Below are 24,796 nucleotides of genomic sequence, written 5' to 3'. Positions count from 1 at the left end.
TTAACCTTTTCTTGCTTTTTCGTCTGATTAGATTACAAGGGAAGGTATGCGATTTCAGGAAGACTCTATTGATTGCGTGGACTTCATCCTAAAGAAGGATGAAGTTTTGACCATCATCTTAGGTGGAGGGAAAGGAACTCGTTTATTACCACTTACCGAAAAAAGATCCAAACCCGCTGTGAGTTTCGGAGGAAAATACCGACTCATTGACATTCCCATTTCTAACTCACTTAACAGTGGTTTCGAAAAGATATTCATCCTGACTCAGTTCAATTCTTATTCCTTAAACCGCCATATCAATAGAACCTATGCTACCAATAACATCCACCAAAAGAGTTTTGTCGAAATCATCGCTGCTGAACAAACTGTATCCAGTGCCAATTGGTTTGAAGGAACTGCCGATGCGGTAAGAAAAGTCCTTCCTTACATTAGAGAACAAAAACCCAAATACGTCCTTATTTTATCCGGTGATCAATTGTATAATATGGACCTTTCTGATTTTATGCAGAGCCATTTGATGGATCCAGAAACAGAAATTTCTGTTGCTACCAATGCCATTCCTGAAGACCAAATTTACGGTCTTGGAATTGTGAAATCAGGTGTGGGTGGGTTTATCCAAGAGTTTATAGAAAAACCACAAGACGTTACCCAAGTCGAATCTTGCCGCACCAAAAATGGATCCTTCCTTGCCAATATGGGAATTTATATATTCAATACATCTACCCTCATTGATGTATTGGAAGATCGGAATATGGCTGATTTTGGAAAGGAAATTCTTCCGAGAGCCATCCGAGAAAGAAAGGTAAAGGCATATACTTACGACGGTTACTGGGAAGATATAGGAACCATCAAAGCTTTTTATGAAGCCAACTTGATGTTAACCGACCACATCCCTAAGTTCAATCTTTACTTGGAAAAAACACCGATCTACACTAGGGCCCGGGCTCTTCCTCCTTCTAAGATCATCCAAGCGGTTGTGAACCAAGCCCTAATTTCCGAAGGGACGATCCTAAACCAGTGTGAGGTGCACCGTTCCATTATTGGTGTGCGTCAGCTCATCGCTTCGGGAACCAAAATCTACGACTCCATCATTATGGGTCTGGACCACTATGGATACTTTGATCGTAAGTCAGGAAAAATCCCGATTGGGATTGGACCTAACTGCGAAATACGACGGACAATTGTCGATAAAGACTGCGCCATCGGAGCCAACGTTCGGCTGTTAAACGAACAAAATCTCCAAGAATATGAAGACGAATATGTGCGGATTCGGGAGGGAATCATCGTGGTTCCCCGCCATACCGCAGTCCCCGATGGTTATTCCATCTGAGTCAAATTGACATATTTTAGGCATTTCTGAGTCAAAATTCCTTGGGATTGTCTCAGATCTAGGGATTTTGACTTGTCAGTTTTGAACTTAGTTCTAACCTGGACGAAAGGGAACCATGTTCACAACGGAATCAACGGAAGGAAACCAGTTTTGGAACGAGACATATTTTGTCCCTCATTTCCAACCCATCGTCAATGCGATCAATCGCTCCATTTCCGCTTACGAGGTGCTCGGGCGGCAGTTCAATCCTGAGAAAAACTCCTACCATTCTTTAGGTGAGCTTTTCCACAATCGGGACCAGGATCCGGTTCCGGTCTATAATATCGATCGGATTCTTAGAGAAAAGGCAGTTCAGACCTTAAAAGAAAGTTCCCTACGCACCAAACTCTTTTTCAATATGATGCCGAACTTCCTGTCTCGGGTCCATCATACGGATTTATTTGCAGAAAACTTCCATATCATCCAACTCATCGAAAAATACGGAATTGATCGCAACCAAGTGGTCATCGAAATCACAGAGGACGAATTTGATGGTTCGATTGACCGCCTCATCCAAATTGTGCAGATTTTTCGGGACTATGGACTCAAAATTGCCATCGATGATTTGGGAACTGGATTTTCCAATTTGGAGAGGATTGGTTATTTACACCCCGATATCATGAAGGTCGACATTCGCATTATGAGAGAAAGTTTGAATAAAAATTCTTTCAAACAAGTCCTTGGTGCGATTTCGGAAATGTCTCAGAAACTCGGAAGCCAACTTCTTTTTGAAGGAATTGAAACCGAAGAAGAGGTGAACCTGGCCCTATCTATGGGAGCCAATCTTTTGCAAGGGTACTATTTTTCTACCCCGAACCCACATTTTCTGAACCGCAATACTTTCTCCGATAAAATGAAAACAGTTTTAGAAAACTTTTCTAGCGTTCGTTCTAGGGAACTTCGGGAAAAGGGAATGCGGGAACAAAGGATCATTGACCAACTCCAAGACCTTTTCTACGAACTTTCGGATACCAAAGAAGATGATTTTTCTTACCGGTTTGGACAAATCCTTGGTTCTTTACCAAGAGAAATCCTCAAGGTCTTTGTTTGTGATCAGGAAGGTTACCAAATCACTCCCACTTACGATTTGGATCGTATGAATGGTGGGTATTTGGAACGTTCCCGCCAAATTGGAAACAACTATGCTTGGAAACCTTACTTTCTCAAACATAAAGAGGAATCGGATCGGTTCCGGAAAAAATGGGGTGTGACCTATCCACTCTATGATATTACGAACCAAAACCAGTATGTGATTTTTACCTTCTCTCTTAGGGATGGAAAGATCCTGATTGCCCAGGTAGGTTGGTCGGAATAGAATCTTGTTTTTTTTGAGTGGTGCTTTTTCCTGGTAGAAGGGATTCGTCTAAAATATAGAATCATTCTAAATATATACAAAACAGGATACCACCTTGTCCGCTATTCTCGAAATCAAATCTCTACACGCCAATGTAGGGGACAAAACGATCCTCCGAGGGGTTAATCTCACCATCGGCCCCGGCGAAGTCCATGCCATTATGGGACCCAATGGATCTGGAAAGAGTACTCTTTCCAACGTCATTCTCGGCCATCCAAAATACACGATTACTTCGGGAGATATCCTCTTTCGGGGAGAATCCATTTTAAACAAATCGACGGATGAAAGGGCAAGGCTCGGAATTTTTTTATCCTTCCAATACCCAACGGCTCTTCCGGGAGTTACCATTGGAAATTTTTTAAGGTCCATTCTGAAAGCCCATAGGGGAAAGGACGTTCCTGTCAAAGAATTCAAACAAGAACTAAAACAATCCATGGACCTTCTTGAAGTGCCTCAGTCGTTTATCGGTCGTTATGTGAACGATGGGTTTTCCGGTGGGGAAAAAAAACGGGCAGAAATTTTACAAATGAGTTTACTCAAACCGGTTCTCTCCATTTTGGATGAGACCGATTCTGGACTCGACATTGATGCTTTACGAATTGTTTCGGAAGGAATTAATTCCAACAGAAATCCGGAACGTTCTATTTTACTCATCACTCATTACCAACGTATGTTGAATTATATTGTTCCTGATTTTGTACACGTGTTTGCTGATGGTAGAATTTTAGAGACTGGTGGCAAAGACCTCTCCTTAAAATTAGAAGAAGTGGGTTACGACTGGATTTTGGAGAGAGAAGGAGTCAAATGAATTCCTCACTCACGAGAAATCGATTGGTTCTCTCGAAAGAACGAACAAAAGAATTTCGTAAATCCATCTTAGAAATTTGGAAAAAGTTAGAAATTCCTACAGACTCTCATGAGTCTTGGAGAAAATTTCCCTTGGCTTCCGTGGATTGGAAGGAATTACAATTTGATCCCAAAGAAATTTCTATAAATACTAACGACGAAGTTTCAGACGAACCTTCGTTACCTGAAGAGATAGTCGATGGGATTCTTTCTGATATTTTAAAATACATTCCTAAGGATTATTTTGCTTATTTAAGTTTGATGGCCGCAGAAAGTTATGAACTCATTCTTGTAGAGGAAGGGGAAAGTGATTTTCTATTTCAGGAAATGGGAGATGCTCCTAAATTTTCTGTTCGCATCTTCTATTTAAAGTCGGGTAAAACTGCAAAAATCCAAAATCGATTGGAACACATTCACGAAACAGATGCCCTTCATATGTCATCCTCTTTGGATTTTTATATTACAGAAGAGGCTTCTTTTTTAGAAGTTTTGGATAGAGAGTCCAGTGATTTCGATTTATATAGGTTTCGTAGTGTAGCCATTCTTTCTCGATCTGAGTCCCAAGTAAAATTTCACCATTTTCCTATAGGTGGATTTCGTTCGAAATTGTTTTTACATAGCCACTTACTTGGGAAAGGTGCAGAAGTGATTGTGGATGGGGTTTCTGCTCTCGGGGGAAGGAACCTAAAAGATCTAGAGATGGAGATGTACCACCATGCTGACCATACCACTAGTAAAATCAGTTATAAAGCGATTGTTACAGATAAATCCCACCATATTTTTACTGGGAATTTAATCATCCCACCAAACTTAAAAAAGGTGATTGCCCACCAAGAGTCTTTTAACCTTTCTTTAAATAAAAAAGCAAGAGCAGAAGCAAATCCCAAATTGGAAGTGCTTGCTGAAGATGTATCATGCACTCACGGAGCCACTGTGGGGGATATTGATGAAGAACAGTATTTTTATCTTCTTTCCCGCGGTCTAACACCTGCAGAGTCCAAGTCTTTACTTGTGACTGCTTTTTACGGAGAGACCATCCACTCGATTGGTTTTTCTGAAGAAGTGAAACTGTCTTTGGAATCTCAAATCAGAGAGATTCTAGTAGGAGGCAAATAGTGGCCTTTAAAAAGTTAATCTCTGTTTTAGAAGTGGGCGAAGGCAGTTTGGTTGTTGTCAAAACCCGCCATTTTAATGTTGTCGTGACACAAGTGGAAGGAAAGTATTACGCCTTTGAAGATTCTTGTACGCATGACGGGGAAGAAATCTCTTGTGGAAAATTGGAAGGTTGTGTCATCACTTGCCCGAGACATTTCGCAAAATTTGATGTTCGTAGTGGTGAGGTTTTGGCCCTTCCGGCAACAGAACCTCTTGTGATCTTTCCCGTTCGTGTGGTGGGTGATGATTTGGAAGTGGATTTGGAGGCGGTATGAGTTTAGATCCCTACCAAACTAGAAAAGACTTCCCAATCCTTTCTCGGATTTTACCCAACGGAAAACCATTGGTTTATTTGGATAATGGGGCATCCTCCCAAAAACCGAAATCGGTGATTGATGCCACGAACGACTATTATACTAACGATAATGCCAATATCCATAGAGGGGTGTATTACCTCTCCCAACATGCCACTGAACTTTTTGAACGAACCAGGATCAAAACTTCGCATTTTTTCCAGGCGCAATGTGCTAAGGCAATTATTTTCACCCGTGGTACAACAGATTCCATAAACCTTGTGGCGCAAGCCTGGGGGAGAACCAATATTGGGGAAGGGGATGAGATTGTTTTATCGGTTCAAGAACACCACTCCAATTTAGTGCCTTGGCAGATGTTGGCCTTAGAGAAAAAAGCCTTTTTAAAATTCATTCCGATTCAAGAAGACACCACTTACGACTTATCGAACTTAAATCAAATCATCACCAAACGAACAAAACTTGTGGCCTTAAGCCAGATGTCGAATGTGACGGGGACTATCCATGACCTAACAAAGATTATAGATCGTGTTCGCCAAGTCGGAGCCAAAATTTTGGTCGATGGAGCACAAGCTGCTTGTCATATGCCCATCCATTTGGTGGATATGGATGTAGATTTTTATGCATTTTCTGCGCATAAGATGCTTGGACCCACAGGGGTCGGAGTTCTTTTTGGAAAAGAAGAAATTTTAGAAGCAATGCCTCCTTGGCTTGGGGGTGGGGATATGATTGAATCTGTGGAACTAGAAAGTTCTACTTATGCCGCTCTCCCAGCGAAACTCGAAGCCGGCACTCCCAATATTGCAGGAGTCATAGGATTTAGTCATGCTTTGGATTATTTGCAAAAAGTAGGAATGAAAAATATCAAAGAACACGAACGGATGTTAACCGAATATGCATTGGAAAGGTTGAACCGGATTGGTGGACTTCAGATTTATGGAACTGAGGACTTAGACAAAAGGGGAGGTGTTGTATCCTTTACTATGGACGGAATCCATCCCCATGATGTTGGTTCCATCTTAGATGAAGAAGGTGTGGCGATTCGAGTGGGTCACCACTGTTGCCAACCACTGATGAAACAATTGTCCATTCCGGGAACTTGTCGTGCCTCCTTCTATCTTTATAATACCAAAGAAGATATCGATGCCTTGGTTCATTCGATTGATAAAGTAAAATCAATATTCGGTCGTGTCGCAAGAAAGTAATTTAGAAGATTTCCTGCGTTGGAAGTCCTTTGCCGTTTGGGAAAAACCAAAGGTAGACCATAGAGTGGTTAAGGGACTGAACCCACTTTGCGGGGATGAAATTTTTATCTACTACCAATTGGAAAAAGACCATTCCATTCAGATTTTAGGACTCGGTGGTGAGTCTTGTTCTATTTGTTCTGCAGCAGCAGGACTTCTCTTTAAAAATAAATCACTGCTACACTGGAAGGCTCTTCCGTCTTACTTGCAAGAGAGAAAAAATTTTTTAGATGGGGTGGATTCTCGCTTGTTTGAAGATCCAGAAGAGATATCCTTTTTTAAAACCCTAAGAACACATCCTGGTCGTTATCGTTGTGGGCTTTTGCCCTGGCAAACCCTAGTAAAATTGAGTGAGGAAATGATATGATACGTGATCCTGAAACAGAGAAAGAATGGGAAGTATTCCATAGTGTTCGTATGGTAGAAGATCCAGAGATTGGAATTTCTCTCATTGAGTTGGGTTTGATTTATGATATCAAAGTGGAAGGGGAGAAAGCGGAGGTCACCATGACCTATACTTCCCTTGCTTGTCCGGCAGGTCCACAAATGAAACAAGATATTGAAAACCATGCCCTTCGTGTGGATGGGATCAGTGAAGTTGTGGTTCATGTAGTTTGGAACCCGAAATGGGAACCTAGGGCCATGGCCAGTGAAGAAGCCAAAATGCAAATGGGGATCTTCGATTGAATTTGATCATCCGAACTAACTATTGGTTGGTTCTCCTTTTATTCTTTAACGGTTGTGAGTCGATCCCCTTCCTTCAAGACTCATTTCCATCTAAACCACAAGCAAACTTAACTGTACCTCAAATCGAAGGTGCTTCTGAGAAACGGGACAGGTATGAATTTACTGGAAAAGAAATCATCATATCCTCTGACCATCCACTGGCATCTCAAGCGGGGATGGAGGTTTGGAAACAAGGAGGAAATGTGGTGGATGTATTTGCCGCTGCCAGTTTTGCCATCTCTGTCCTTCGTCCCCATTCCACAGGTCTTTTTGGTGGTGGCTTTGCAGTTGTGTATTTGCCAGCGAAGGGTAAGTGGGCTTACGACTTTCGAGAACGTTCTCCCAAAAAAGGAGTAGCCTCTTTTTATCTAAAAGAAGACGGCTCTGTCATTTTGGAGAAAACTCTAAAAGGGCCTTACAGTGCTGGTGTTCCGGGAACAGTCCAAGGGATTTTACAAATCCAAAAACAACATGGAAAATTACCGCTCGGTGACATCCTTGCACCTGCGATTCGTTATGCGAGAAATGGTTTTTCTGTTTATGGGGATTTAGCGGCCGCGATTGTAAAAACTTGGCCACAGATGAATCCGGCTATGCAAAAAGTATTTGGGATCGATAACCGGGCCATTCGAGAAGGAGAGCTTCTCCTCCAAGAGGATCTTGCTAAAACCTTAGAGCGAATCATTGAGAATCCGGAAAAAGAATTTTCGGATGGGGAAACGATTCAGTTGGTGTCTAATTACTATTCCGAATTTCAGGAATTTATCACTCCAGATGATTTTAAAAATTACCAAGTGAAGGTAAGCGAACCTTTGGTGAGTTCTGTTTGGGGTCATACCATTCTTACCATGCCTCCCCCAAGTTCTGGGGTTCATCTTGTGACAATGATGCATTTGTATTCTGAAATGCAAAATCGTAATACATTTCCGAAAGGGGATGTGGGTGAAATGATTCGTATTACGGAAGCTATGCGAGTAGCTTACCGAGACCGAGCAGAGATTGGCGGCGATCCTCTATTTACAAACATTCCCGTTTCGAAACTTTTATCGCAAGGTTATGCAAAAGAAGAAACAAACGAAATTGAAAGGAAAGTGGTTTCTGGAAGTTGGCCAACACCCAAAGAAGAAGTCAAAAAACCAGAATCTTACAATACCACGCATATCTCCATTCTTGATCGAGAAGGAAACGCTGTTTCGACTACCCAGTCAGTGAATGGGATTTTTGGGGCAGGTCATATGGTTCCCGGAACGGGTCTTGTACTCAACAATACCATGGACGACTTTGCCGTTGCGCCAGGAGTGCCAAACCTATATGGTTTAGTGGGCTCGAAGGCCAATGCCATTGAACCTGGCAAAACTCCGCTTTCTAGTATGAGCCCAAGCATCCTTCTTGATGCTTCGGGAAAAACAAAGATGGTGATCGGTGCCCCCGGTGGTTCCCAGATTCCCACTTCCATCTTTAATACTCTCTACCGGTATTTGATCCAAAAGAGAGATCTTTATGAAAGTGTATCCTATCCACGAATCCACCACCAATTTATGCCTGATCGGATTTTTTTGGATCCAGAAATAAAAGACAGTTATCCTCAGTCAGAATTACCCTTTTATCAAGTCCAATATAGTAGACATCGTGCTAAAGTATTTGCCGTGACAAGAGAGGGAGACCGCCTAATTGGTGTGTCTGATCCCAAAGGGGAAGGAGTCCCTTTAGGTTTTTAATCCATGAAATCAAAGTTATTAACATCAACAAAAAAGAATTCCACAAATAGTTTATTATCAGAAGAATATAGGGCATGTTTACTCAGCGCCAAACATGGGTTAGAAAGAGAAAGTGTAAGAGTTGATGGAAAGTCGCAAATTTCTTCAAAACCTCACCCAAAAGCTTTGGGATCAAGTCTCACCCATCCATTGATTAAAACGGACTTTGCCGAAGCTCAAATTGAATATGCTACCAATATTCACAAATCCATCCCGGATGCCTTAAAAGAACTCACCGAGTTACATGCATTTACAGCACACAACTTAGATTCGGAATATTTATGGCCTTTTAGTATGCCACCGATTTTACCTTCTGAGAATAAAATTGAAGTGGGAAATTACGGAACCTCCACAGAGGGAAGAAAAAAGACCATCTATCGCAATGGCCTTGGGTATCGTTATGGAAAGAAGATGCAAACCATCTCAGGTGTTCATTACAATATCTCTTTTGATACATGTCTTTTGTCCATCGTCTCGGAAAAAAGATTCAAAAAACCATTAACTCACGAAACGAAATCACAAATCTATTTTGATACCATTCGAAATTTCTATAGAATTTCTCCTGCTCTTTTGTATTTATTCGGATCTTCTAGTTTAACAGACATTACTTTTACAGAGGAAACTAAACATATCAAAAAACTTGATTCCAAAACTCTGAAAGCACCTTATGCGACAACACTTCGTTTGTCGAGTATAGGTTATACGAGTAAAGTGCAAGGCAAATATCCAATTTCTGTCAATTCCTTGGAAGAATATGCTAATGGAATGTGTAATGTCGTATCTAAGTCTTATACAGCTTACAAACAGTTTAATGGGAAAGCCACAAACCAGTTGAATGATCATATCTTACAATTGGAGAACGAATACTACTCGCTTGTTCGCCCTAAACAAGTGCCGAAAGGCGAGGAAAGGGTGGTGGATGCTCTTGTGGAAAGAGGTGTGGAGTATTTAGAAATCCGACTTTTGGATTTGGATCCTTTTTCTCCCATTGGTGTGGAAGAAAACCGTCTTTATTTTTTGCATATGGTTCTACTCTATTGTATGTTGAACGAGTCACCTAAGTCTGATTTGGCGGAGATGGCCGATTGGAGAAAAAACCAAGAGGTCACTACTTGGTTTGGAAGAAAGGAAGATACAAAAATTCAATTTTTGGGGGAAGAGATGCCTCTTCGCGAGTTGGTCTACCAACTTTTTGTAGAAATCCAACCCATAGCGGATCTTTTAGATGCAAATGATGCCAGTGGTCCTTTTAGTAAAGCTTGGGAAGCCCAGTGGGAAAAATGGGATGATCCAAGCCATTTAGGATCTGAAATGTCTGAGTTGGATTTAGAAATTCATAAATCGAGTTATCGTGAGTTCGGTCTTACTCTTGCCAAAGCCCATAAGGAAGAATTACAGCAATATCCACTTCCTCCAAACAAAATCAAATACTTCGAAGACCTAAGTGTCCAATCGATATACGAACAACAAAAGATCGAAACCTTGGAAGGAAGTCATTTAAAGAAAAATCAAAAACCCATCCAAATCAAACCCTTAAAACTTTGTAGTGGGGTTTGAGTAAGTGGCGGATACAAAACCTTTACCTTTAGGTTACGAAGATTTAGAAATCTCTACGCAAATCATCATTCGGGATGCGCTTGCTCGGGGAATACAGATCGAAATGGTGGATAGAAAGGAAAACTTCCTTCGTCTAAAACAAGGCAATCATATCGAATTTGTCAAAGAGGCAAGTAAAACCCGTCTAGATAGTCTTATGACTTATTTGGTTATGGAGAATAAAATTGCCTCCAAATTGGTGTTAGACGAGAATGGAATTCGTGTTCCTATTGGTAGAAATTATTCTTCTTTAGAAGACGCTCTAGAAGATTATCAATTTTTTTTAGACAAAAAAAAGGTAATCAAACCAGTAACCACAAACTTTGGACTTGGAATTGGAATTTCTAATCCAGGAGACTCCCTTGAGAAGTTTACAAACTTTGTTCAAATTGCCTTGGGACTTTCTAGTTCCATCATCATTGAAGAATTTATCGAAGGGCCGGAGTATCGGTTTTTGGTATTAGGTGATGCGGTGGTTGCCGTTTGTAATCGGGTACCTGCCAATGTGTTGGGTGATGGCAAAAGTTCCATCAGGCAGTTGATTGCAAAAAAAAACGAAGACCCGAGGCGCGGAGAAGGTCATAAAACAGCTCTGGAAAAGATCCAAAAGTCTGAGGTAGAGCTAAACATTCTCAAAGACCAGGGTTTGGATTTTGATTCGATCCCAGAGTTTGGAAAACAAATTTTCCTTCGAAAGAACTCCAATATATCTACTGGTGGGGATTCACTCGATGTAACCGATTTAGTGCATCCAGAATTCAAATCCATTGCGATTGCTGCGGCGAAGGCTGCCGGTGCTGTGATTTGTGGGATTGATATCATCTCGTCAAAGATAGAATCCAAACCAGATCCAAAAACGTATGCCATTTTAGAAATCAATTTCAATCCAGTATTGTACATCCATGAATTTCCTTATTCCGGCAAACCAAGGTTTGTGGGGGATAAAATTTTGGATTTACTTGGATTTGATTGATGACTAAATTACGACTTATCGTCTTTAAGGCTGTATGTTCTTAAGATGGAACGATATGAAAGAGAATTTGAGTCTAGGGTCCGTTAGTCGGCAGAGTCCTGTAGTAGAATCTAGTTATAAATTTAACTATATTTGGATCTTAGATAAGCAATGATGTCGGCAGATTCATACATCTGCACAGTCCCATCCACAAGGAAGGGGACTTGGGATTGACCTCCAAGCCTCACCACTTCGGCTCGACCAGGAGTCCCGTAAGATGCCTCTACAAATTCAACGTCCTTACCCAAAACAAGGCCGAGGGATTCAAAGGTACGAATCACTCGTTGGCAGTAGGGGCAGGTGTCATACTGGTAGAGGCGAATCATAGAAATTAACCCGCTTTTTTGGTTAGTTCACCGGACTGGGCCATTTGGATCGTGATGTCATGGCCACCCACAAATTCACCTTTAATATAAAGTTGAGGAATGGTCGGCCAGTTGGTAAATTCTTTGATTCCTTCTCTGATTTTCATATCAGAGAGAACATTAAACGAACCGAAAGGAATTCCTAGTTGTTTGAGAGTGGTCACAACACCTGCAGAGAACCCGCACTGCGGCATCTCCGGCGTTCCTTTCATAAAAAGAAATACGTTCTCTGATTTGATTAAGGATTCAATTTTATCCTTTAACTCTTGTTCCATGGTTATTCGCTCCTAGTTTCCAATGCCAATGCATGGATTTCTTCTTTTAATTCATCTTTCAAAGTGGCATAGACCATACGATGTTGTTCGATAAGACCTTTACCTGAGAAACCGGGAAAGGTTACCACCGCTTTGATATGCACTCCGTCCCGGTACGGATCTAATATTTCCACTTTGCAGCCGGGAAGGCCATCTTCAATTTTCTTTTGGATTTCAGGGATTGTCATCCTATAGTATTCCTCCCATCCAGGAATGGTGGGCTTTGATAAATTCAAGATATTCTGTTGGCACTTCCGGTAAAACAGAATTCTTTACCGAGGGGAGTGAAAGTAGAGTTTCACTCCATTTTTGGATCTTTGGAAAATCTCCGAGCAAATAGAATTCTGGGTTATGGTCACTTAAAAATTGCATACGCATAAAGAAAGGGGCAAAGGCAGTATCCACCAAATGCATTTGGGAACCTGCAAAGAAGAGTGTCGATCCGGTAGGTGACGGAAGGCCTGCTTCTAAAATTTTAAATTTGGATAAGATCTCTTCTCTTTTTTTATCGGAGTCTGATTTTTCTTTGGACATCGTCCATCCGTATTGGTCCGCAAGGAGGGCACTGGCAAACTCTGTCCAGGAACGATGTTTGGCTTTTTGGATGGGGTCTTTCGGATGGAGAGTTGGTTCATTTGTTTCATCTAAGTATTCGTTGATGACCGCCGATTCAAAAATCACATCGTCTCCTATCTGTAAGACGGGAACTCTTCCAAAAGGAGAAATTTTCAAAAACCAATCCGGCTTTTTTGCGAGGTCAATGTATTTGATATCGTAATCTACTTTTTTTTCTAGAAGATTGATTACGGACCTTTGGACATAAGGACAAAGTTTAAAACTGACAAGTAAAGGTTTGGTCATAATGATTAGACGGTGTTAAGGGGCAGAAAGGTCCATTTCCAAAGCATGGAGGCCTTTTTTGAATTCCGGCGCAAGTTCTGCGTAGACTGCTCGGTGGTTTTCCACAGTTGTCTTACCTGCAAATTTTGAGGAAACCATTTGCAAACGGAAGTGGGTTTCTTTGGAACCTTTTGTCATTCCCGGATGGCCTGCGTGTTCCAGGGAGACATCGGTAAGCGTAAACATCTTTGGAGCAAACTGATTCCTTAGAATGGTTTCCATCCGAGTTTGTCTTGATTCTTTAGTTTCTGATTCCATAACCAATTTTCATTAACCTCACATTGATATAAAAGAGAAGAGCCGAAAGGAGTATGATAAATCCAAAAGAGAAATATAAATTCACATCGCTCACTCCAATAAAACCATAACGAAATAAGTTTACCATATAAAGAATGGGATTACAATAGGAGACCGTTTGCCAAAATCCGGGAAGGTTTTTTACGGAATAAAATACACCACCGAGGTAAGTTAAAGGAGTGAGGATAAAGGTGGGGATGATGGTGACATCATCAAATTTTTTGGCAAAAAGAGCATTAAAAAATCCACCGAGTGAAAAGAGAATCGATGTCATGATGACTGTAAAGACAATCACCAAGGGATTGTGGAACCTAAGATTGGTAAAAAATAGAGACGTAAGAGTGACAAGGATTCCCACAAAAAGTCCACGAACCACTCCACCAAACGTATAACCAATAACAATGGTATAAGGAGAGGTGGGAGATACGAGTAATTCTTCAATGTTTCTTTGGAACTTACTGGAGAAAAAGGAAGAGACCACATTGTTATAAGAATTGGTGATGACACTCATCATAATGAGGCCCGGAACAATGAACTCAATATAAGTAAATTCTCCCACTTTTCCAATTTGGCGTCCCACAAGTTCACCAAAGATTAAAAAATACAAAGCCATCGTGATGACTGGTGGGATCAGAGTTTGGACCCAAATGCGTATGATGCGAATCCATTCCCTTCTAACAATAGTTTGTAAGGCAGTAAAATTACGTTTCCACATATTTAGTTTTTTCCTGTAAGAGACAAAAAAAGTTCTTCTAATCGATTGGATTTGTTTCTAAGACTAAGTACTTCTAGATTTAGTTTGGTAAGTTCGGTAAAGAGTTGGTTCACAGAATCTTTTTTATCTAATTGCACCTCTAATGTATGGTCATCCAACCACTCCCAATGAAATTTTTTGGATACTGGTTTTGTTTTGAAAGATTTTTTTAAGTCGATGATTAAGGTTTCCTTATCCAAACGATGTAATAACTTTTTCATCGAGGTGTTTTCTACAATTTCCCCTTTGTCGATGATGGCTATATTTTTACAGAGAGATTCTGCTTCTTCTAAATAGTGAGTTGTAAGGATGATGGTTTTTCCAGCTTGGTTGAGTTCTTTTAGAAATTCCCACATAGACCTTCTGATTTCAATGTCTACGCCGGCTGTTGGTTCATCTAAGATCAAAAGTTTGGGATCATGCACTAAAGCTCTTGCAATCATAAGTCTCCGTTTCATTCCCCCGCTGAGTTGGCCCGCAGCAGACTTTCTTTTATCATAGAGTGATAGTTTTTCTAAGTAATATTCCACTTTGTCTTTAGCTTCTTTGTAGGGCATTCCATAGAAACCTGCTTGGTTGATGAGGATTTGTTCCACAGCTTCAAAGATTCCAAAGTTAAATTCTTGCGGAACAATACCTAAAAAGGTTTTGGCAAGATCGGGATGGGAATCAATATCCACTCCAAAGATTTTTGCTCTTCCGCCGGTTTTGTTGATGAGGGAACTTAAGATTCCAATGGTGGTTGATTTTCCGGCACCGTTGGGACCGAGGAGGGCAAAAAAATCCCCCGATTCTACTTTTAAATTGATGGAACGAAGGGCCTTCACTCCATTCGGATAGGTTTTTTCTAAACCCTCCAATTCGATTGCGTATTCTGACATTTATTTTCCTACTAGTTTTCTTGTTAGGTGGTGTGTGGGATATTTTTTATTTACCCTGTTTTCTTTTCTTAAGAGTTTTTGTTCCTCTTCTGGTAATAAGACTATTTTTTTACATTCTTCGGAGCAACAATTGAGGAGTTCTTTCGCACAATCCTCACATTGGATAAGGAGAACATGACAACCGAGATTGGCACAATTGGTATGGCGGTCACTGGGTTTTCCGCAAACATAACAAACGGTCAAAACATCTTCTGTGATTCTTTCCCCGAGCCTATCATCAAAAACAAAATTTTTCCCTTTGAATTTAGAAGGAATGCCTGCGTCTAGAATCGCTTTTGCGTAATTGATGATTCCCCCTTGGAGCTGGTGGACTTTGGAAAAACCTTTGTATTTCAAGTAGGCACTTGCTTTTTCACAACGAATGCCACCGGTGCAGTAGAGTAGGATTTTTTTATCTTTAGCATCATTTAAGATACCTTCGACAAGTGGCAATTCCTCTCGGAAGGTTCCTACATCAGGAAGGATGGCATTTTCAAAATGGCCTACTTCTGATTCGTAATTATTGCGAAGGTCCACAACAATCACTCCGGGTTCTGCGAGAGCTTCGTGAAATTCCATTGGAGTTAGGTGGGTTCCGACGTCTGAGGGATCAAACTTTGAATCATCCAAACCATCAGCCACAATTTTTTTGCGAACTTTGATGGCCAGTTTGATAAAACTTTCCTTTTTGTCTTCTACCGCATCATTAAAATATATTTTCTTAAGTTCTGGAATAGAGTCCACAACCGATCTAAGTTTCTCATAGTTTTCCACAGGAATCGAAAACTGGGCATTAATTCCTTCTTTTGCTAGATAAATTCTTCCAAGAATTCCCAGGTCTTCAAAAACATCATAGAGTTTGTCTCTGAACACAATTGGGTCTTCGATTTTTACATAACGATAAAAGGAGATAACTCTTCTTTCTCTTGGATCCGTGGATACTTTTTTTAGTAGGGTATCTTTGTCATAACGGTTGAATAAAAACTTTTTCATTTTTTTATCCTTTTTAGTTTTTCGTCTCTAACTTTTCGAAATGCATTCCTTGTAATCTCCGAAATGGCGGGATGGATATAGATCATTCCTAAATACTGATCTAATTTTGCTTTTAGATACATTCCGAGGACAATTTGGTGGAGAAGGTTTGCTGCTTCTTCCCCAATGATATGGGCACCTAACACTTCTTCTGTTTCTTCCGAAACAAGCACTTTTACAAATCCAGAGTTTGACATTCTTGCCATTCCCGTTGCACTTGAGGAATAAGGGTTAATTCCTTTGTAATACGGAATCTTTTTCTTTATCAAATCTTCTTCGGTAAAACCGACGCTTGCAATTTGAGGGTGAGTGAAGACTGCTTCCGGCATCGGTGGATATTGGATAGGGGTATCGGATTTAGCACCATACAGATGTTCGAAGAGATATTCCCCTTCGAAGTTGGCACTATGTCTAAAAAAGTACCTGCCAATCACATCTCCAAAGGCATAGATCCCAGGTTCCGTTGTTTCTAGGTGATCGTTTACAAGAATGTAGCCGGCTTCATTTGTTCTGATATTTGTTTTTTCCAAACCTAAGTCATCAGTATTGGGACGAATTCCTGTTGCCACAAGCAAACGTTCGGCGGTATGAATGGTTTTTTTTCCTTCTTTTGTTTGGCCTGTGACTCGAAACTCTCCGTTTTCAAATTCTACCTTTTCAATTTGGTAATGAGATTCAATCAGAAAGGGAAGATGAAGGTTTAGTTCTTTTTTGATATCTCCATCGGCGGCTCGTAAAATGTCTGTTCGAGTGAGGCCTGTGACTTTGCATCCGTAAGCCTGGTAAGCGGCACCAAGTTCTAGAGAGATAAAACCGGCTCCAATGATAAGAAGAGATTTTGGAAATTGGTTTGGTGAAAGGGCTTCTCTAGAAGTCCAAAATGGTGTATTTTTTAATCCAGGGATGTCTGGGATTTGGGGTCTTGTGCCTGTGACAACAAATATATGTTTGGCGGTGTAAGTATCTGTTCCATCGGATAAAACTCGTTCACTGACAAACCGGACTTGTTTTGGGTAAAAGTCAATATTGGGATTTTTTTCATAGGCAAGGGGAATGGAATCGGAATCTTGTTTTACGGTTTCGTTCACACGCCGAAAGATTTTGTCCACATCGGCCAATGGTCTATCTTTGAAATGCACCGGAAACTTCTCTGTATCTTCTGTCATACGAATGAGCTCGGATGGATAGATCACCATTTTGGAAGGAATGCAACCACGGTTGAGGCAGGTTCCACCAGGGCTTTCCTTTTCGAAGACAGCTACGCGTTTGCCAAGGTGCGAGGGAGGAGTGACGAGTTTGGTTCCGGCACCGGCGCCAATGACAATGATGTCATATTCTTTCATACCAATTCCAGCTTGAAAATTCGGCAGTTTTCTGTAAATGAAGCAAAATCTCTTTTGCCAAATTTAGAAAAAACTGCGTAACTCTTTTTCCACTTCAAATGGATTTGAAAACCCCTCCATCGGCTCGGACCGAGGCTCCATTGATCATGGAAGATTGGTCACTGGCGAGAAAGAGAATGACGTTTGCTATTTCTTCTGGTCTGGCGAACCTTTGGGCAAGGGAGGTGGGACGATTTTCTATAATGAAATCTTTTGCCATTGTTTCCTTTGTTTTTCCCTGTGCGATTGCTAAACTTTGGATGAAGTCCTCAACACCTTCCGAAAGAGTGGGGCCCGGTAAAACCGAATTGACTCTGACTTGGGATCCTTTTGTGATTTCGGCACTGCCTCGGGAGATCGAAAGTTGGGCCGTTTTACTCATCCCATAATGCACCATCTCGATAGGAATGTTTAGGGCCGATTCACTGGAGACAAATACAATCCGACCATAGTCTCTTTCCAACATTCCTTTTAAATAATGTTGTGTGAGCTCGGCACCACTGAGGACATTGGTGTCATATATTTTTTTCCAGTCCTCTCTTGTGATTTCAAAAAACGGTTTAGGTTCAAAATAACCTGCGTTATTGATAAGAACATCGACCCTGGGAACTTCTTTGACAAGCTTTTGAATACCTTCTTCTAAAGCCAAATCTGCCGACACTCCACCGAGCTTTGAATTTGGTTGGATGGCTTGGATTTCCGCAATTGCCTTTGCGACTGCAGCATCCGTTCTGCCATGGACAAAAACTTCGGCCCCTTCTCTTGCAAACTGGACAGCTGTTTGAAAACCGATGCCTTTGGTAGATCCTGTCACTAAAACTTTTTTCTCTTTAAGTCCTGTATTCATTTTGTAAATCCTCCGAGTATAATTTTACCGATTGTTTTTCACGCTCGAACATTGTGATCTCCTAGGAAAAGTAGCTTGGCATCTAATGTTTGTAAAACGGCTTTGTTTTGTTTGGAATCAAAGATGGCAAAAATGGTCTTCATATTTTCTCCCGATAGCTATATTTGTTTCGATTGCATTCATAGGAGCCGGTCTCTGATTCCCTGAGTATTTGTAAACTAAAAAGAGTCGATATGAAGTCTAGTTGACAGATTGTATCTTATTGGTATTCAATTATGGTATGGAATCTCTCATTCGGGACTTAGAAGATCTTAAAACCTTCGCATTCGTGGTGCAGGAGCGTAGTTTTACGCAAGTGGCAAGTAAAATGGGTGTGACTAAAGCCGCAGTCGCCAAAAGGATTTCGGGACTCGAAAAGATTTGGAAAACGCAACTTTTTTACCGCAATACAAGAAAGGTAGTTCCTACAAGAGAAGCGGAATTAATTTTCCAAAAGGTGAATTCCGTTTTAGAAAGTGTTAAGGAACTTGAGAATTCTTTAGCCAACAAAGATGAGTTAGAGGGAACCCTTCGGATCACATGTGTAAGTTCGATGGCAAATCATTTTGTATCGGAAATCATTGAAGGTTTTTTAGAACAAAACCCAAAAATTAAAATCCAACTGATCGTAACAGATAGTATTTTGGATCTTATGGAAGAGTCGATTGATATAGGAATTCGTGTGGCAATGGAAATTCCAGTAAACTTTGTGGGAACTTATCTCTTTCAGAATCGAATCTTAGCGGTTGTTAGTCCAGAATATTTGAAATCGAACAAACCCATCCTATCCCCAAATGAATTAGAAACACATAATCTTTTGTATTTGGATTTACATAAGGATTTAGGCTTTTCTGGAACGGAACTAAAGCTCGCAGAGGTAACTAGAAAAAGAAATTTTTTATCCAATGATGCTGCGAGTCTTGTGCAAATGGGTTTAAAGGGAAAAGCAGTTCTCATTCGTTCGTTCTGGGATATAGAAGCTCACATCCAATCGGGGAAACTCATTCCTATACTAACAGATTTCCCTCTGGAAAATTTTGGAAGTGTTTGGGTGGTTCATCCCAACAACCGTACACCATCTCTTCGGATGATGGAGTTTCGCAATTTTTTAGAGTCCGAATGTAAACGTCGGTTCAATTTATGAAAGGATTTTTAACGGACTGGATCCTTTCTATGATTCCATTTTTTCGGATTTCGAAAGTATCAGGTGGATCGAGTTTGTTCCAAGATTCATAGAGTTTCCTTCTTCCCTCGGGAATTGCGATCCCATACTTCCACTCCATATAGAGATAGGTGCGCGCAATGTCTCCGCGAATCTTTGGTTGTGGTTCTGCTGTTTGTTCTTTGAAATTCACTTCAAAATCGCAAAGTCCATAATTTCTTTCTTCGCCTTCAATCTCCCCATAGGAAAAAATCCCCCGATCTGCGTTGATTTCTCCTGGAACAGGAACTATATTATGTAAATCGGCTTCGATTTGATTGAATTCGGGATCGGTTGCTTGGCAACATTTTCGCCCTCGCACAAACTTTCCGTTCAGTTCGCAGTCTTTTTTGGTCCAACACTCTCGGTCTTTTCCAAAACTATGAGCAGGAACAATATGTTCCCACTCAATCCATGTTTGGCGGTGATTGTCTTTACGGCTGTTAAGCCCACAGGATTCAAAATCAATTTTAAGTCGGCCTGGAACTTCAGTGTCTTCGGTAAATTGACAACCACAATAAAAATCAACGCCTACTTTTTTATAAAAGCGTTTTAAGATTCGTTTGGCTTTTTGAAAGTCCATCACCCTTTGTTTTTTTTCATTTGGTTGATTTTTGTCTTCTGCTTGAGAATAAACAAAGAAACTCACCAAACATAAAGAGACAAAGAGAAGACTATAAAATCTAAAGTGTTTCAAGGGAGGAGAGGCAGGAGATACATCGCCATAGTGCAAAGAAAACCAAGAGTCCAGATGGTAGATCGAGCTTTCGGCAGATCAGCAATGTAAAGATAAATATACAAAAATCGTAAACCAACAAAACTTAAGGAAAGAATTTCTAACCAATAAAAATCAACTTCAAGAAGGAGATTGAATAAAACGGCGATGGAGAAAATGGAAAATGCTTCAAAACCATTTTGGTGGGCGGCATTGGCTCTTGCTCCCCAACCGGTGAGTTTGGCTTGTTGCATTCTTGGGTGGTGGTTGTCGTAACCCTTGCCTTCTTTTGCCATGGCAATGGCGACAATTCCTTTTGCTAAGTAAATTTGGCCTATAGCGACTAGTAAACAGATGGTAATGATGGTCATTGACTCAACTGTAAACCCTTTTTGGATATTGTAAATTCAAATTACCAATGATCTCGCATCTTTCGTAAAACTAAAAATACGGAACGATCATCCGTGTATGTTTCTTTTAACTCCATTAATCGGTCCTTGACTGACTTTGTTTTCCTTCTAAAAAATGGATTTAATTTTTTTTCTGCACCCATTTCGGAGACTTGAAAGGGGATTAACTTGGATTTGTATTCTTCTCTGAAATCATTCTCAGGATCTACATGTTCAGCAAACTTTAGATTGTTTTCCCAGTAGTCATGACCTGGATACAACAAACAACTGTCAGGTAGGGTTTCGAAACGAGCCTGGATGGTGTCATAGAGTACATTGGGATCCCCCCCGCGAAAGCAATTCCCGACTCCAACATTAAAAAGAGTATCCCCCGAAAAAATTCCAAGAATGGTCTTTGGGTTTTTATGAACAAAACTTAAGTGAGAAAATGTATGTCCTGGTGTGTTCCAAACAACCAGGGATTCTTCTTCCACAGAAAAGGTTATATCACCTTCTCTTAGAGTTTGATCGAGTCCAGGAATTTTGTCTTTGGCATTGGAATGACCATAGATGATTGCTCTCGTTTCCTCTTTTAGTTCCAAATTTCCTTGGGTATGGTCTCCATGTTCATGGGTGTTCAGAATCCCTTTTATTTTCACACCCAATTGTTTTGTTTGAGTGAGAATGGATTTTGCGTCGTATGGATCAATCACATAGGCATCGCCAGTTCGGTTGGAATATACAAGATAACTAAAGTTTCTAAGGGGTGAGCTTGTAAAGATGGGAAGGATTTCTATCATTTGGATATTTTCCTTCCCATTGATTTCTAATAGAGAATTCGAGTCCGAATGGAATGTTTATGGGCTTTGATTTTATCTTTCAATTCATCACCCAAGTTTTTGTCAATTTCCATACTCAGATAGCCAATGTTAGACGAAGTGCTTAAGTTTTGTGTGAGGATATTTCCCCCCATATCGGAGATAATGGAGTTGATATCTCTTAAGAACCCTGGTTGATTTTGGTGGATATTGAGAATTCTATGGTATCCTGATTTCAAACTTCCTAGTTCAATGTTTGGAAAATTCACAGAGAAGGTTGTAGATCCGTTATTTACATACTTCAAAAGTTTTTCTGCGACTTCAGATCCAATATTCCTTTGTGCTTCTTCCGTGGATCCACCGACATGCGGAGTGAGAATGACATTCGGTAGACCTTGGAGTGGACTCGTGAAAGGATCATCATTTGATTTTGGTTCTTCTGGGAACACATCCACGCCAGCACCAGCCAGTTTCCCAGATTTTAATCCTTCTACAAGAGCATCGATTTCCAATACTTTTCCACGCGATAGGTTTAAGAGATAAGCACCTTGTTTTACAATAGGCAAATGTTCTTTGCGGAATAGATTTTTTGTTTCTTCGGTTTCCGGTACATGGAAGGTAATAAAATCAGATTGATTGAGTAGTTCTTCATACGTATGGACGGAAGAAGCATTTCCAAGGGGAAGTTTGGAAATGATATCAAAAAAGACTACCTTCATTCCCATAGATTCCGCAAGTACAGAGACTTGGGATCCAATATGTCCGTAACCAATGATTCCTAAAGTTTTGCCACGGACTTCAAAACAACCTTTGGCGATTTTATTCCACTTACCTAGGTGGACATCGCGGGACTGGTCGGTTGCTTTTCTTGCCAACATAATGATCTCAGCGATCACAAGTTCTGCCACAGACCTGGTATTGCTGTAAGGAGCGTTAAAGACGGGGATGGCTCGTTTTTCGGCTTCCTCTAATTCTACTTGGTTGGTTCCAATACAAAAACAGCCAACGGTCATTAATTTTTTAGCATTCTGGAGGGCTTTCATTGTAACATTTGTTTTGCTACGAATGCCCAAAACATGTACATCAGAAATTCTTTCTATGAGTTCTGCTTCTTCCATCGCATCTTTGACGAGGGTGACGTCAAAACCGTCTCGGTGGAAAAGTTCGTAAGCATCCTTGTGGATGTTTTCCAGAAGTAGGACTTTTATTTTTCCTTTGGGATAAGATACCATAGGAACAGGATTTTTTCCTTTGCTAAACCTTGCACCTCGAAAAAGGTTGAGCTTACCATGGAAAGAATCTTCTCCTTCACCCGAATTTCCTTCATTTTCCTCACTTTTCTGGTTTTTGTTTCCTGCTCTGGGACCAAGGCCTTTGTTGTCACACCGGAACCAACCTTAGAGCAACAAACTGCCATTTCCAAAGAGATTTGTTTACGGAAATTTTTACTGGTTTTCGGAAAACGTCCTTGTGTTTACTTTAAAGCGGAACGGGATAACAGCACGGGCCTTGTGCAATACTACTTACTTTATGAAATTGGCACCTTTGACGTGGACCTTCCGATTGGAGTCTCCTTAAAGTTGGGTGATACTTGGCACAACCTGAAACGCACCAATACTGATTATTCTGATACCATCGTGATTAGCTCCGCCATTTCTGCAGAGCTCATTCCGAAAGTGGGTGAAAGCCAAAACATTGGAATCAGTTATACCAACCGAAAGGAAACGATCAATTACTACTTGAGTTCGGGCCAAACGGCTTCTTTTCAAACGAATCTATCCAAATTGATCCGTACTATCGAATCAGAGCCAAAACTCAATATAGGCAAAAAGTAATATTCTTCGTCTGCTAAAACAAAAAAGCCTCCAGGAACTAATCCAGGGAGGCTTTTTTTATGTTTGGGGCTGGTCTCTAAACTGATTTAGCGATCAGTCCTTTTATTGGTTTTGGGATCCGCTTCTAATTCTATTCTGGCCTCATTAGTGGAAACAGAATAGTGTCTCGAATGGAGTGAGAGTCTGTCAGTAACATCACAAGCCGGTCGATTCCAATTCCAAGACCACCTGTGGGTGGGAGTCCATATTCCAAAGCGCGGATATAGTCATCGTCCATCATAAAGGCTTCATCATCACCAGCTTCTCTTTGTTTCACTTGTTCTTCAAATCGTTCTCTTTGGTCGAACGGATCGTTTAACTCCGTGAAGGCGTTCCCAATCTCACGACCGGCCACATAGGGTTCAAATCGTTCTACATAATTTGGATCATCTTCACGTGACTTAGCAAGGGGAGAGAGTTCTTTGGGAAAATCGGTGATAAAGATAGGTTGGATGAGGTGAGGTTCCACGAGGGAACTAAATACATCATCACAAACTTTCCAAATGGAAACGGAATCAGAAGAGTCTACACCTTTGGCTTTTGCCTTAGCGATTGCATCTTTCAAATCTTTGATTTGACTAAAATCAATTCCGGAATAGTCTTTTATGATATCAATGTATTTTGCTCGTTTCCATGGAGGAGAAAGATCAATTTGGTCTTTCCCATAAGCAAATTTTAATCCTTTGCCAATAGACTGTGCTACAGAGACAATCATTCGTTCAGTGAGAGACAACATGGCTTCCATATCACCAAACGCCATATAGGCTTCCATCATTGTAAATTCGGGATTGTGTTTTGTGGAAACTCCTTCATTACGAAAGTTTCTGTTCAGTTCAAACACTCGGTCAAGGCCACCCACAATCAGTCGTTTTAAATAAAGTTCTGGAGCAATGCGAAGAAAAAGTTCCATGTCCAATGTATTGTGGTGAGTGACAAAAGGACGAGCCGCCGCACCACCAGCAATGGGTTGCATCATGGGAGTTTCTACTTCTAAAAATCCTTCATTGGTTAAAAAATTTCGAATTTCAGAAATGATGCGGGAACGCATTTTGAAAGTTTCTCTTACGTTTTCATTTACAACAAGATCCACATAACGCATGCGGTAACGTTGTTCCACATCCGAAAAAGCATCATAAACAACACCATCTTTTTCTTTGACAACAGGAAGTGGTCGGATACATTTTGCAAGCAGTTGAACGCTAGTTAAATGGAGGGTGGTTTCTCCTTTTTGAGTTTGAAAAAGCCATCCTTCGATACCAATCCAATCTCCTAAATCTAAAGATTTAAAAATAGAATAGGTTTCTTCTCCTAAATCATCCCGAGTGGCATACAATTGGATAAGACCTTCTGCATCCTTTAGGTGAGCAAAACTCGCCTTACCCATCACACGTTTTGCATGCAATCGGCCTCCCAATTTAAAGGATTTTTTTTCTGTTTGGTTCGGATCAAATCCTGAAAGCAGAGATTTGGAATCTGCATTGGGAAAAAAACGAAGTGGGTAGGGGTTGATTCCTTTTGATTTTAGATCGTTAATTTTTTGAATGCGTTGTTGGGTAAGTTCGTTGGAATCTTTAATTTC

General features: G+C 40.7%; 28 protein-coding genes. 13 read left to right on the top strand and 15 right to left on the bottom strand.

Going from position 1 to position 24,796, the window contains the following annotated elements; translation table 11 throughout:
* The first annotated feature begins 46 nt into the window (after window positions 1-46).
* The 11 genes from LEP1GSC199_RS11420 (at window position 47) to gshAB (ending at window position 11,331) form a co-directional block, all read left to right on the top strand.
* Complete coding sequence (locus tag LEP1GSC199_RS11420; RefSeq protein WP_002982282.1) at window positions 47-1,330, top strand: sugar phosphate nucleotidyltransferase; 1,284 nt, start codon at window positions 47-49, stop codon at window positions 1,328-1,330.
* A gap of 115 nt (window positions 1,331-1,445) precedes the next feature.
* Window positions 1,446-2,684 carry an EAL domain-containing protein gene (locus LEP1GSC199_RS11415; RefSeq protein ID WP_002982471.1) on the top strand — a complete coding sequence of 413 codons (1,239 nt, stop codon included), beginning with the start codon at window positions 1,446-1,448 and terminating at the stop codon, window positions 2,682-2,684.
* 94 nt (window positions 2,685-2,778) lie between these two features.
* Window positions 2,779-3,531, top strand: coding sequence for a Fe-S cluster assembly ATPase SufC (sufC, locus tag LEP1GSC199_RS11410; protein ID WP_002983200.1), 753 nt, complete (start codon window positions 2,779-2,781; stop codon window positions 3,529-3,531).
* The gene (locus LEP1GSC199_RS11405) at window positions 3,528-4,685 is read left to right on the top strand and encodes a SufD family Fe-S cluster assembly protein (protein WP_002983096.1); all 1,158 of its coding nucleotides are present in this window, start codon (window positions 3,528-3,530) and stop codon (window positions 4,683-4,685) included. The genes sufC and LEP1GSC199_RS11405 overlap by 4 nt, the downstream gene beginning before the upstream one ends.
* The gene (locus LEP1GSC199_RS11400) at window positions 4,685-4,999 is read left to right on the top strand and encodes a Rieske (2Fe-2S) protein (protein ID WP_002982853.1); all 315 of its coding nucleotides are present in this window, start codon (window positions 4,685-4,687) and stop codon (window positions 4,997-4,999) included. Before LEP1GSC199_RS11405 ends, LEP1GSC199_RS11400 begins: the two co-directional genes overlap by 1 nt.
* Window positions 4,996-6,240 (top strand): cysteine desulfurase, encoded by a 1,245-nt coding sequence (locus LEP1GSC199_RS11395; RefSeq protein WP_002982406.1) that lies wholly within the window; start codon window positions 4,996-4,998, stop codon window positions 6,238-6,240. Before LEP1GSC199_RS11400 ends, LEP1GSC199_RS11395 begins: the two co-directional genes overlap by 4 nt.
* Complete coding sequence (locus LEP1GSC199_RS11390) at window positions 6,224-6,646, top strand: iron-sulfur cluster assembly scaffold protein (RefSeq protein ID WP_002982717.1); 423 nt, start codon at window positions 6,224-6,226, stop codon at window positions 6,644-6,646. The genes LEP1GSC199_RS11395 and LEP1GSC199_RS11390 overlap by 17 nt, the downstream gene beginning before the upstream one ends.
* A complete protein-coding gene (locus LEP1GSC199_RS11385; RefSeq protein ID WP_002983052.1) occupies window positions 6,643-6,966 on the top strand; it encodes a metal-sulfur cluster assembly factor in 324 nt (107 codons plus the stop codon). Before LEP1GSC199_RS11390 ends, LEP1GSC199_RS11385 begins: the two co-directional genes overlap by 4 nt.
* 2 nt (window positions 6,967-6,968) lie before the next feature.
* The gene (gene ggt / locus LEP1GSC199_RS11380) at window positions 6,969-8,723 is read left to right on the top strand and encodes a gamma-glutamyltransferase (protein WP_002982663.1); all 1,755 of its coding nucleotides are present in this window, start codon (window positions 6,969-6,971) and stop codon (window positions 8,721-8,723) included.
* Between the two features lie 3 nt (window positions 8,724-8,726).
* Window positions 8,727-10,319 (top strand): glutamate--cysteine ligase, encoded by a 1,593-nt coding sequence (gene gshA / locus LEP1GSC199_RS11375; protein WP_002982592.1) that lies wholly within the window; start codon window positions 8,727-8,729, stop codon window positions 10,317-10,319.
* 4 nt (window positions 10,320-10,323) lie between these two features.
* On the top strand, window positions 10,324-11,331 hold the full coding sequence (gshAB, locus tag LEP1GSC199_RS11370; RefSeq protein WP_002982256.1) for a bifunctional glutamate--cysteine ligase GshA/glutathione synthetase GshB: 1,008 nt from the start codon (window positions 10,324-10,326) through the stop codon (window positions 11,329-11,331).
* 122 nt (window positions 11,332-11,453) lie between these two features.
* Here gshAB and LEP1GSC199_RS11365 read toward each other — a convergent pair whose 3' ends face one another.
* The 10 genes from LEP1GSC199_RS11365 to LEP1GSC199_RS11320 form a co-directional block, all read right to left on the bottom strand.
* The gene (locus tag LEP1GSC199_RS11365; RefSeq protein WP_002983072.1) at window positions 11,454-11,696 is read right to left on the bottom strand and encodes a glutathione S-transferase N-terminal domain-containing protein; all 243 of its coding nucleotides are present in this window, start codon (window positions 11,694-11,696) and stop codon (window positions 11,454-11,456) included.
* Between the two features lie 5 nt (window positions 11,697-11,701).
* The gene (gene grxD, locus LEP1GSC199_RS11360) at window positions 11,702-12,010 is read right to left on the bottom strand and encodes a Grx4 family monothiol glutaredoxin (protein WP_002982746.1); all 309 of its coding nucleotides are present in this window, start codon (window positions 12,008-12,010) and stop codon (window positions 11,702-11,704) included.
* A 2-nt stretch (window positions 12,011-12,012) separates the two neighbouring features.
* Window positions 12,013-12,237: a BolA/IbaG family iron-sulfur metabolism protein gene (locus LEP1GSC199_RS11355; protein WP_002982513.1), complete on the bottom strand. Its 225-nt coding sequence runs from the start codon at window positions 12,235-12,237 to the stop codon at window positions 12,013-12,015.
* A 1-nt stretch (window position 12,238) separates the two neighbouring features.
* Window positions 12,239-12,910 carry a glutathione S-transferase family protein gene (locus tag LEP1GSC199_RS11350; RefSeq protein ID WP_002983232.1) on the bottom strand — a complete coding sequence of 224 codons (672 nt, stop codon included), beginning with the start codon at window positions 12,908-12,910 and terminating at the stop codon, window positions 12,239-12,241.
* Between the two features lie 15 nt (window positions 12,911-12,925).
* Window positions 12,926-13,207 (bottom strand): BolA family protein, encoded by a 282-nt coding sequence (locus LEP1GSC199_RS11345; RefSeq protein WP_002983060.1) that lies wholly within the window; start codon window positions 13,205-13,207, stop codon window positions 12,926-12,928.
* Window positions 13,191-13,961, bottom strand: a complete 771-nt coding sequence (locus LEP1GSC199_RS11340; RefSeq protein ID WP_002982740.1) for an ABC transporter permease — start codon at window positions 13,959-13,961, stop codon at window positions 13,191-13,193. Before LEP1GSC199_RS11340 ends, LEP1GSC199_RS11345 begins: the two co-directional genes overlap by 17 nt.
* A 2-nt stretch (window positions 13,962-13,963) precedes the next feature.
* Window positions 13,964-14,881: an ABC transporter ATP-binding protein gene (locus LEP1GSC199_RS11335; RefSeq protein WP_002982589.1), complete on the bottom strand. Its 918-nt coding sequence runs from the start codon at window positions 14,879-14,881 to the stop codon at window positions 13,964-13,966.
* Window positions 14,882-15,913 (bottom strand): oxygen-dependent tRNA uridine(34) hydroxylase TrhO, encoded by a 1,032-nt coding sequence (gene trhO, locus LEP1GSC199_RS11330; RefSeq protein WP_002982761.1) that lies wholly within the window; start codon window positions 15,911-15,913, stop codon window positions 14,882-14,884.
* The gene (locus tag LEP1GSC199_RS11325) at window positions 15,910-17,295 is read right to left on the bottom strand and encodes a dihydrolipoyl dehydrogenase (protein WP_002982986.1); all 1,386 of its coding nucleotides are present in this window, start codon (window positions 17,293-17,295) and stop codon (window positions 15,910-15,912) included. The genes trhO and LEP1GSC199_RS11325 overlap by 4 nt, the downstream gene beginning before the upstream one ends.
* A gap of 94 nt (window positions 17,296-17,389) precedes the next feature.
* Window positions 17,390-18,181: an SDR family NAD(P)-dependent oxidoreductase gene (locus tag LEP1GSC199_RS11320; protein WP_002983130.1), complete on the bottom strand. Its 792-nt coding sequence runs from the start codon at window positions 18,179-18,181 to the stop codon at window positions 17,390-17,392.
* 244 nt (window positions 18,182-18,425) lie between these two features.
* On the opposite strand from LEP1GSC199_RS11320, the gene LEP1GSC199_RS11315 reads away from it, so the two are divergent.
* Entirely contained in the window at window positions 18,426-19,364 is a 939-nt protein-coding gene (locus LEP1GSC199_RS11315) for a LysR family transcriptional regulator (RefSeq protein ID WP_232420763.1), read from the top strand.
* On the opposite strand, the gene LEP1GSC199_RS11310 is transcribed toward LEP1GSC199_RS11315, so the two are convergent.
* The 4 genes from LEP1GSC199_RS11310 to serA are packed head-to-tail and all read right to left on the bottom strand — an operon-like array spanning window position 19,354 to window position 22,575.
* Entirely contained in the window at window positions 19,354-20,118 is a 765-nt protein-coding gene (locus LEP1GSC199_RS11310) for an endonuclease (protein ID WP_039926644.1), read from the bottom strand. The genes LEP1GSC199_RS11315 and LEP1GSC199_RS11310 overlap by 11 nt on opposite strands.
* Window positions 20,115-20,507, bottom strand: a complete 393-nt coding sequence (locus tag LEP1GSC199_RS11305) for an MAPEG family protein (protein WP_002982303.1) — start codon at window positions 20,505-20,507, stop codon at window positions 20,115-20,117. Before LEP1GSC199_RS11305 ends, LEP1GSC199_RS11310 begins: the two co-directional genes overlap by 4 nt.
* A 41-nt stretch (window positions 20,508-20,548) precedes the next feature.
* Complete coding sequence (locus LEP1GSC199_RS11300) at window positions 20,549-21,325, bottom strand: hydroxyacylglutathione hydrolase (RefSeq protein WP_002983079.1); 777 nt, start codon at window positions 21,323-21,325, stop codon at window positions 20,549-20,551.
* A 26-nt stretch (window positions 21,326-21,351) separates the two neighbouring features.
* Window positions 21,352-22,575: a phosphoglycerate dehydrogenase gene (gene serA, locus LEP1GSC199_RS11295; protein WP_002982786.1), complete on the bottom strand. Its 1,224-nt coding sequence runs from the start codon at window positions 22,573-22,575 to the stop codon at window positions 21,352-21,354.
* Between the two features lie 57 nt (window positions 22,576-22,632).
* Here serA and LEP1GSC199_RS11290 point away from each other — a divergent pair, with 57 nt between their 5' ends.
* On the top strand, window positions 22,633-23,178 hold the full coding sequence (locus LEP1GSC199_RS11290) for a hypothetical protein (protein ID WP_002982474.1): 546 nt from the start codon (window positions 22,633-22,635) through the stop codon (window positions 23,176-23,178).
* A gap of 130 nt (window positions 23,179-23,308) precedes the next feature.
* Here LEP1GSC199_RS11290 and lysS read toward each other — a convergent pair whose 3' ends face one another.
* Window positions 23,309-24,793: a lysine--tRNA ligase gene (gene lysS, locus LEP1GSC199_RS11285; RefSeq protein ID WP_198288782.1), complete on the bottom strand. Its 1,485-nt coding sequence runs from the start codon at window positions 24,791-24,793 to the stop codon at window positions 23,309-23,311.
* Window positions 24,794-24,796: the final 3 nt, after the last annotated feature.

It is taken from the genome of Leptospira vanthielii serovar Holland str. Waz Holland = ATCC 700522, assembly GCF_000332455.1.
GTDB lineage: Bacteria > Spirochaetota > Leptospiria > Leptospirales > Leptospiraceae > Leptospira_A > Leptospira_A vanthielii.
The sequence above is the reverse complement of the archived record's forward strand: the minus strand, read 5'-3'. Positions and strand labels throughout refer to the sequence as shown.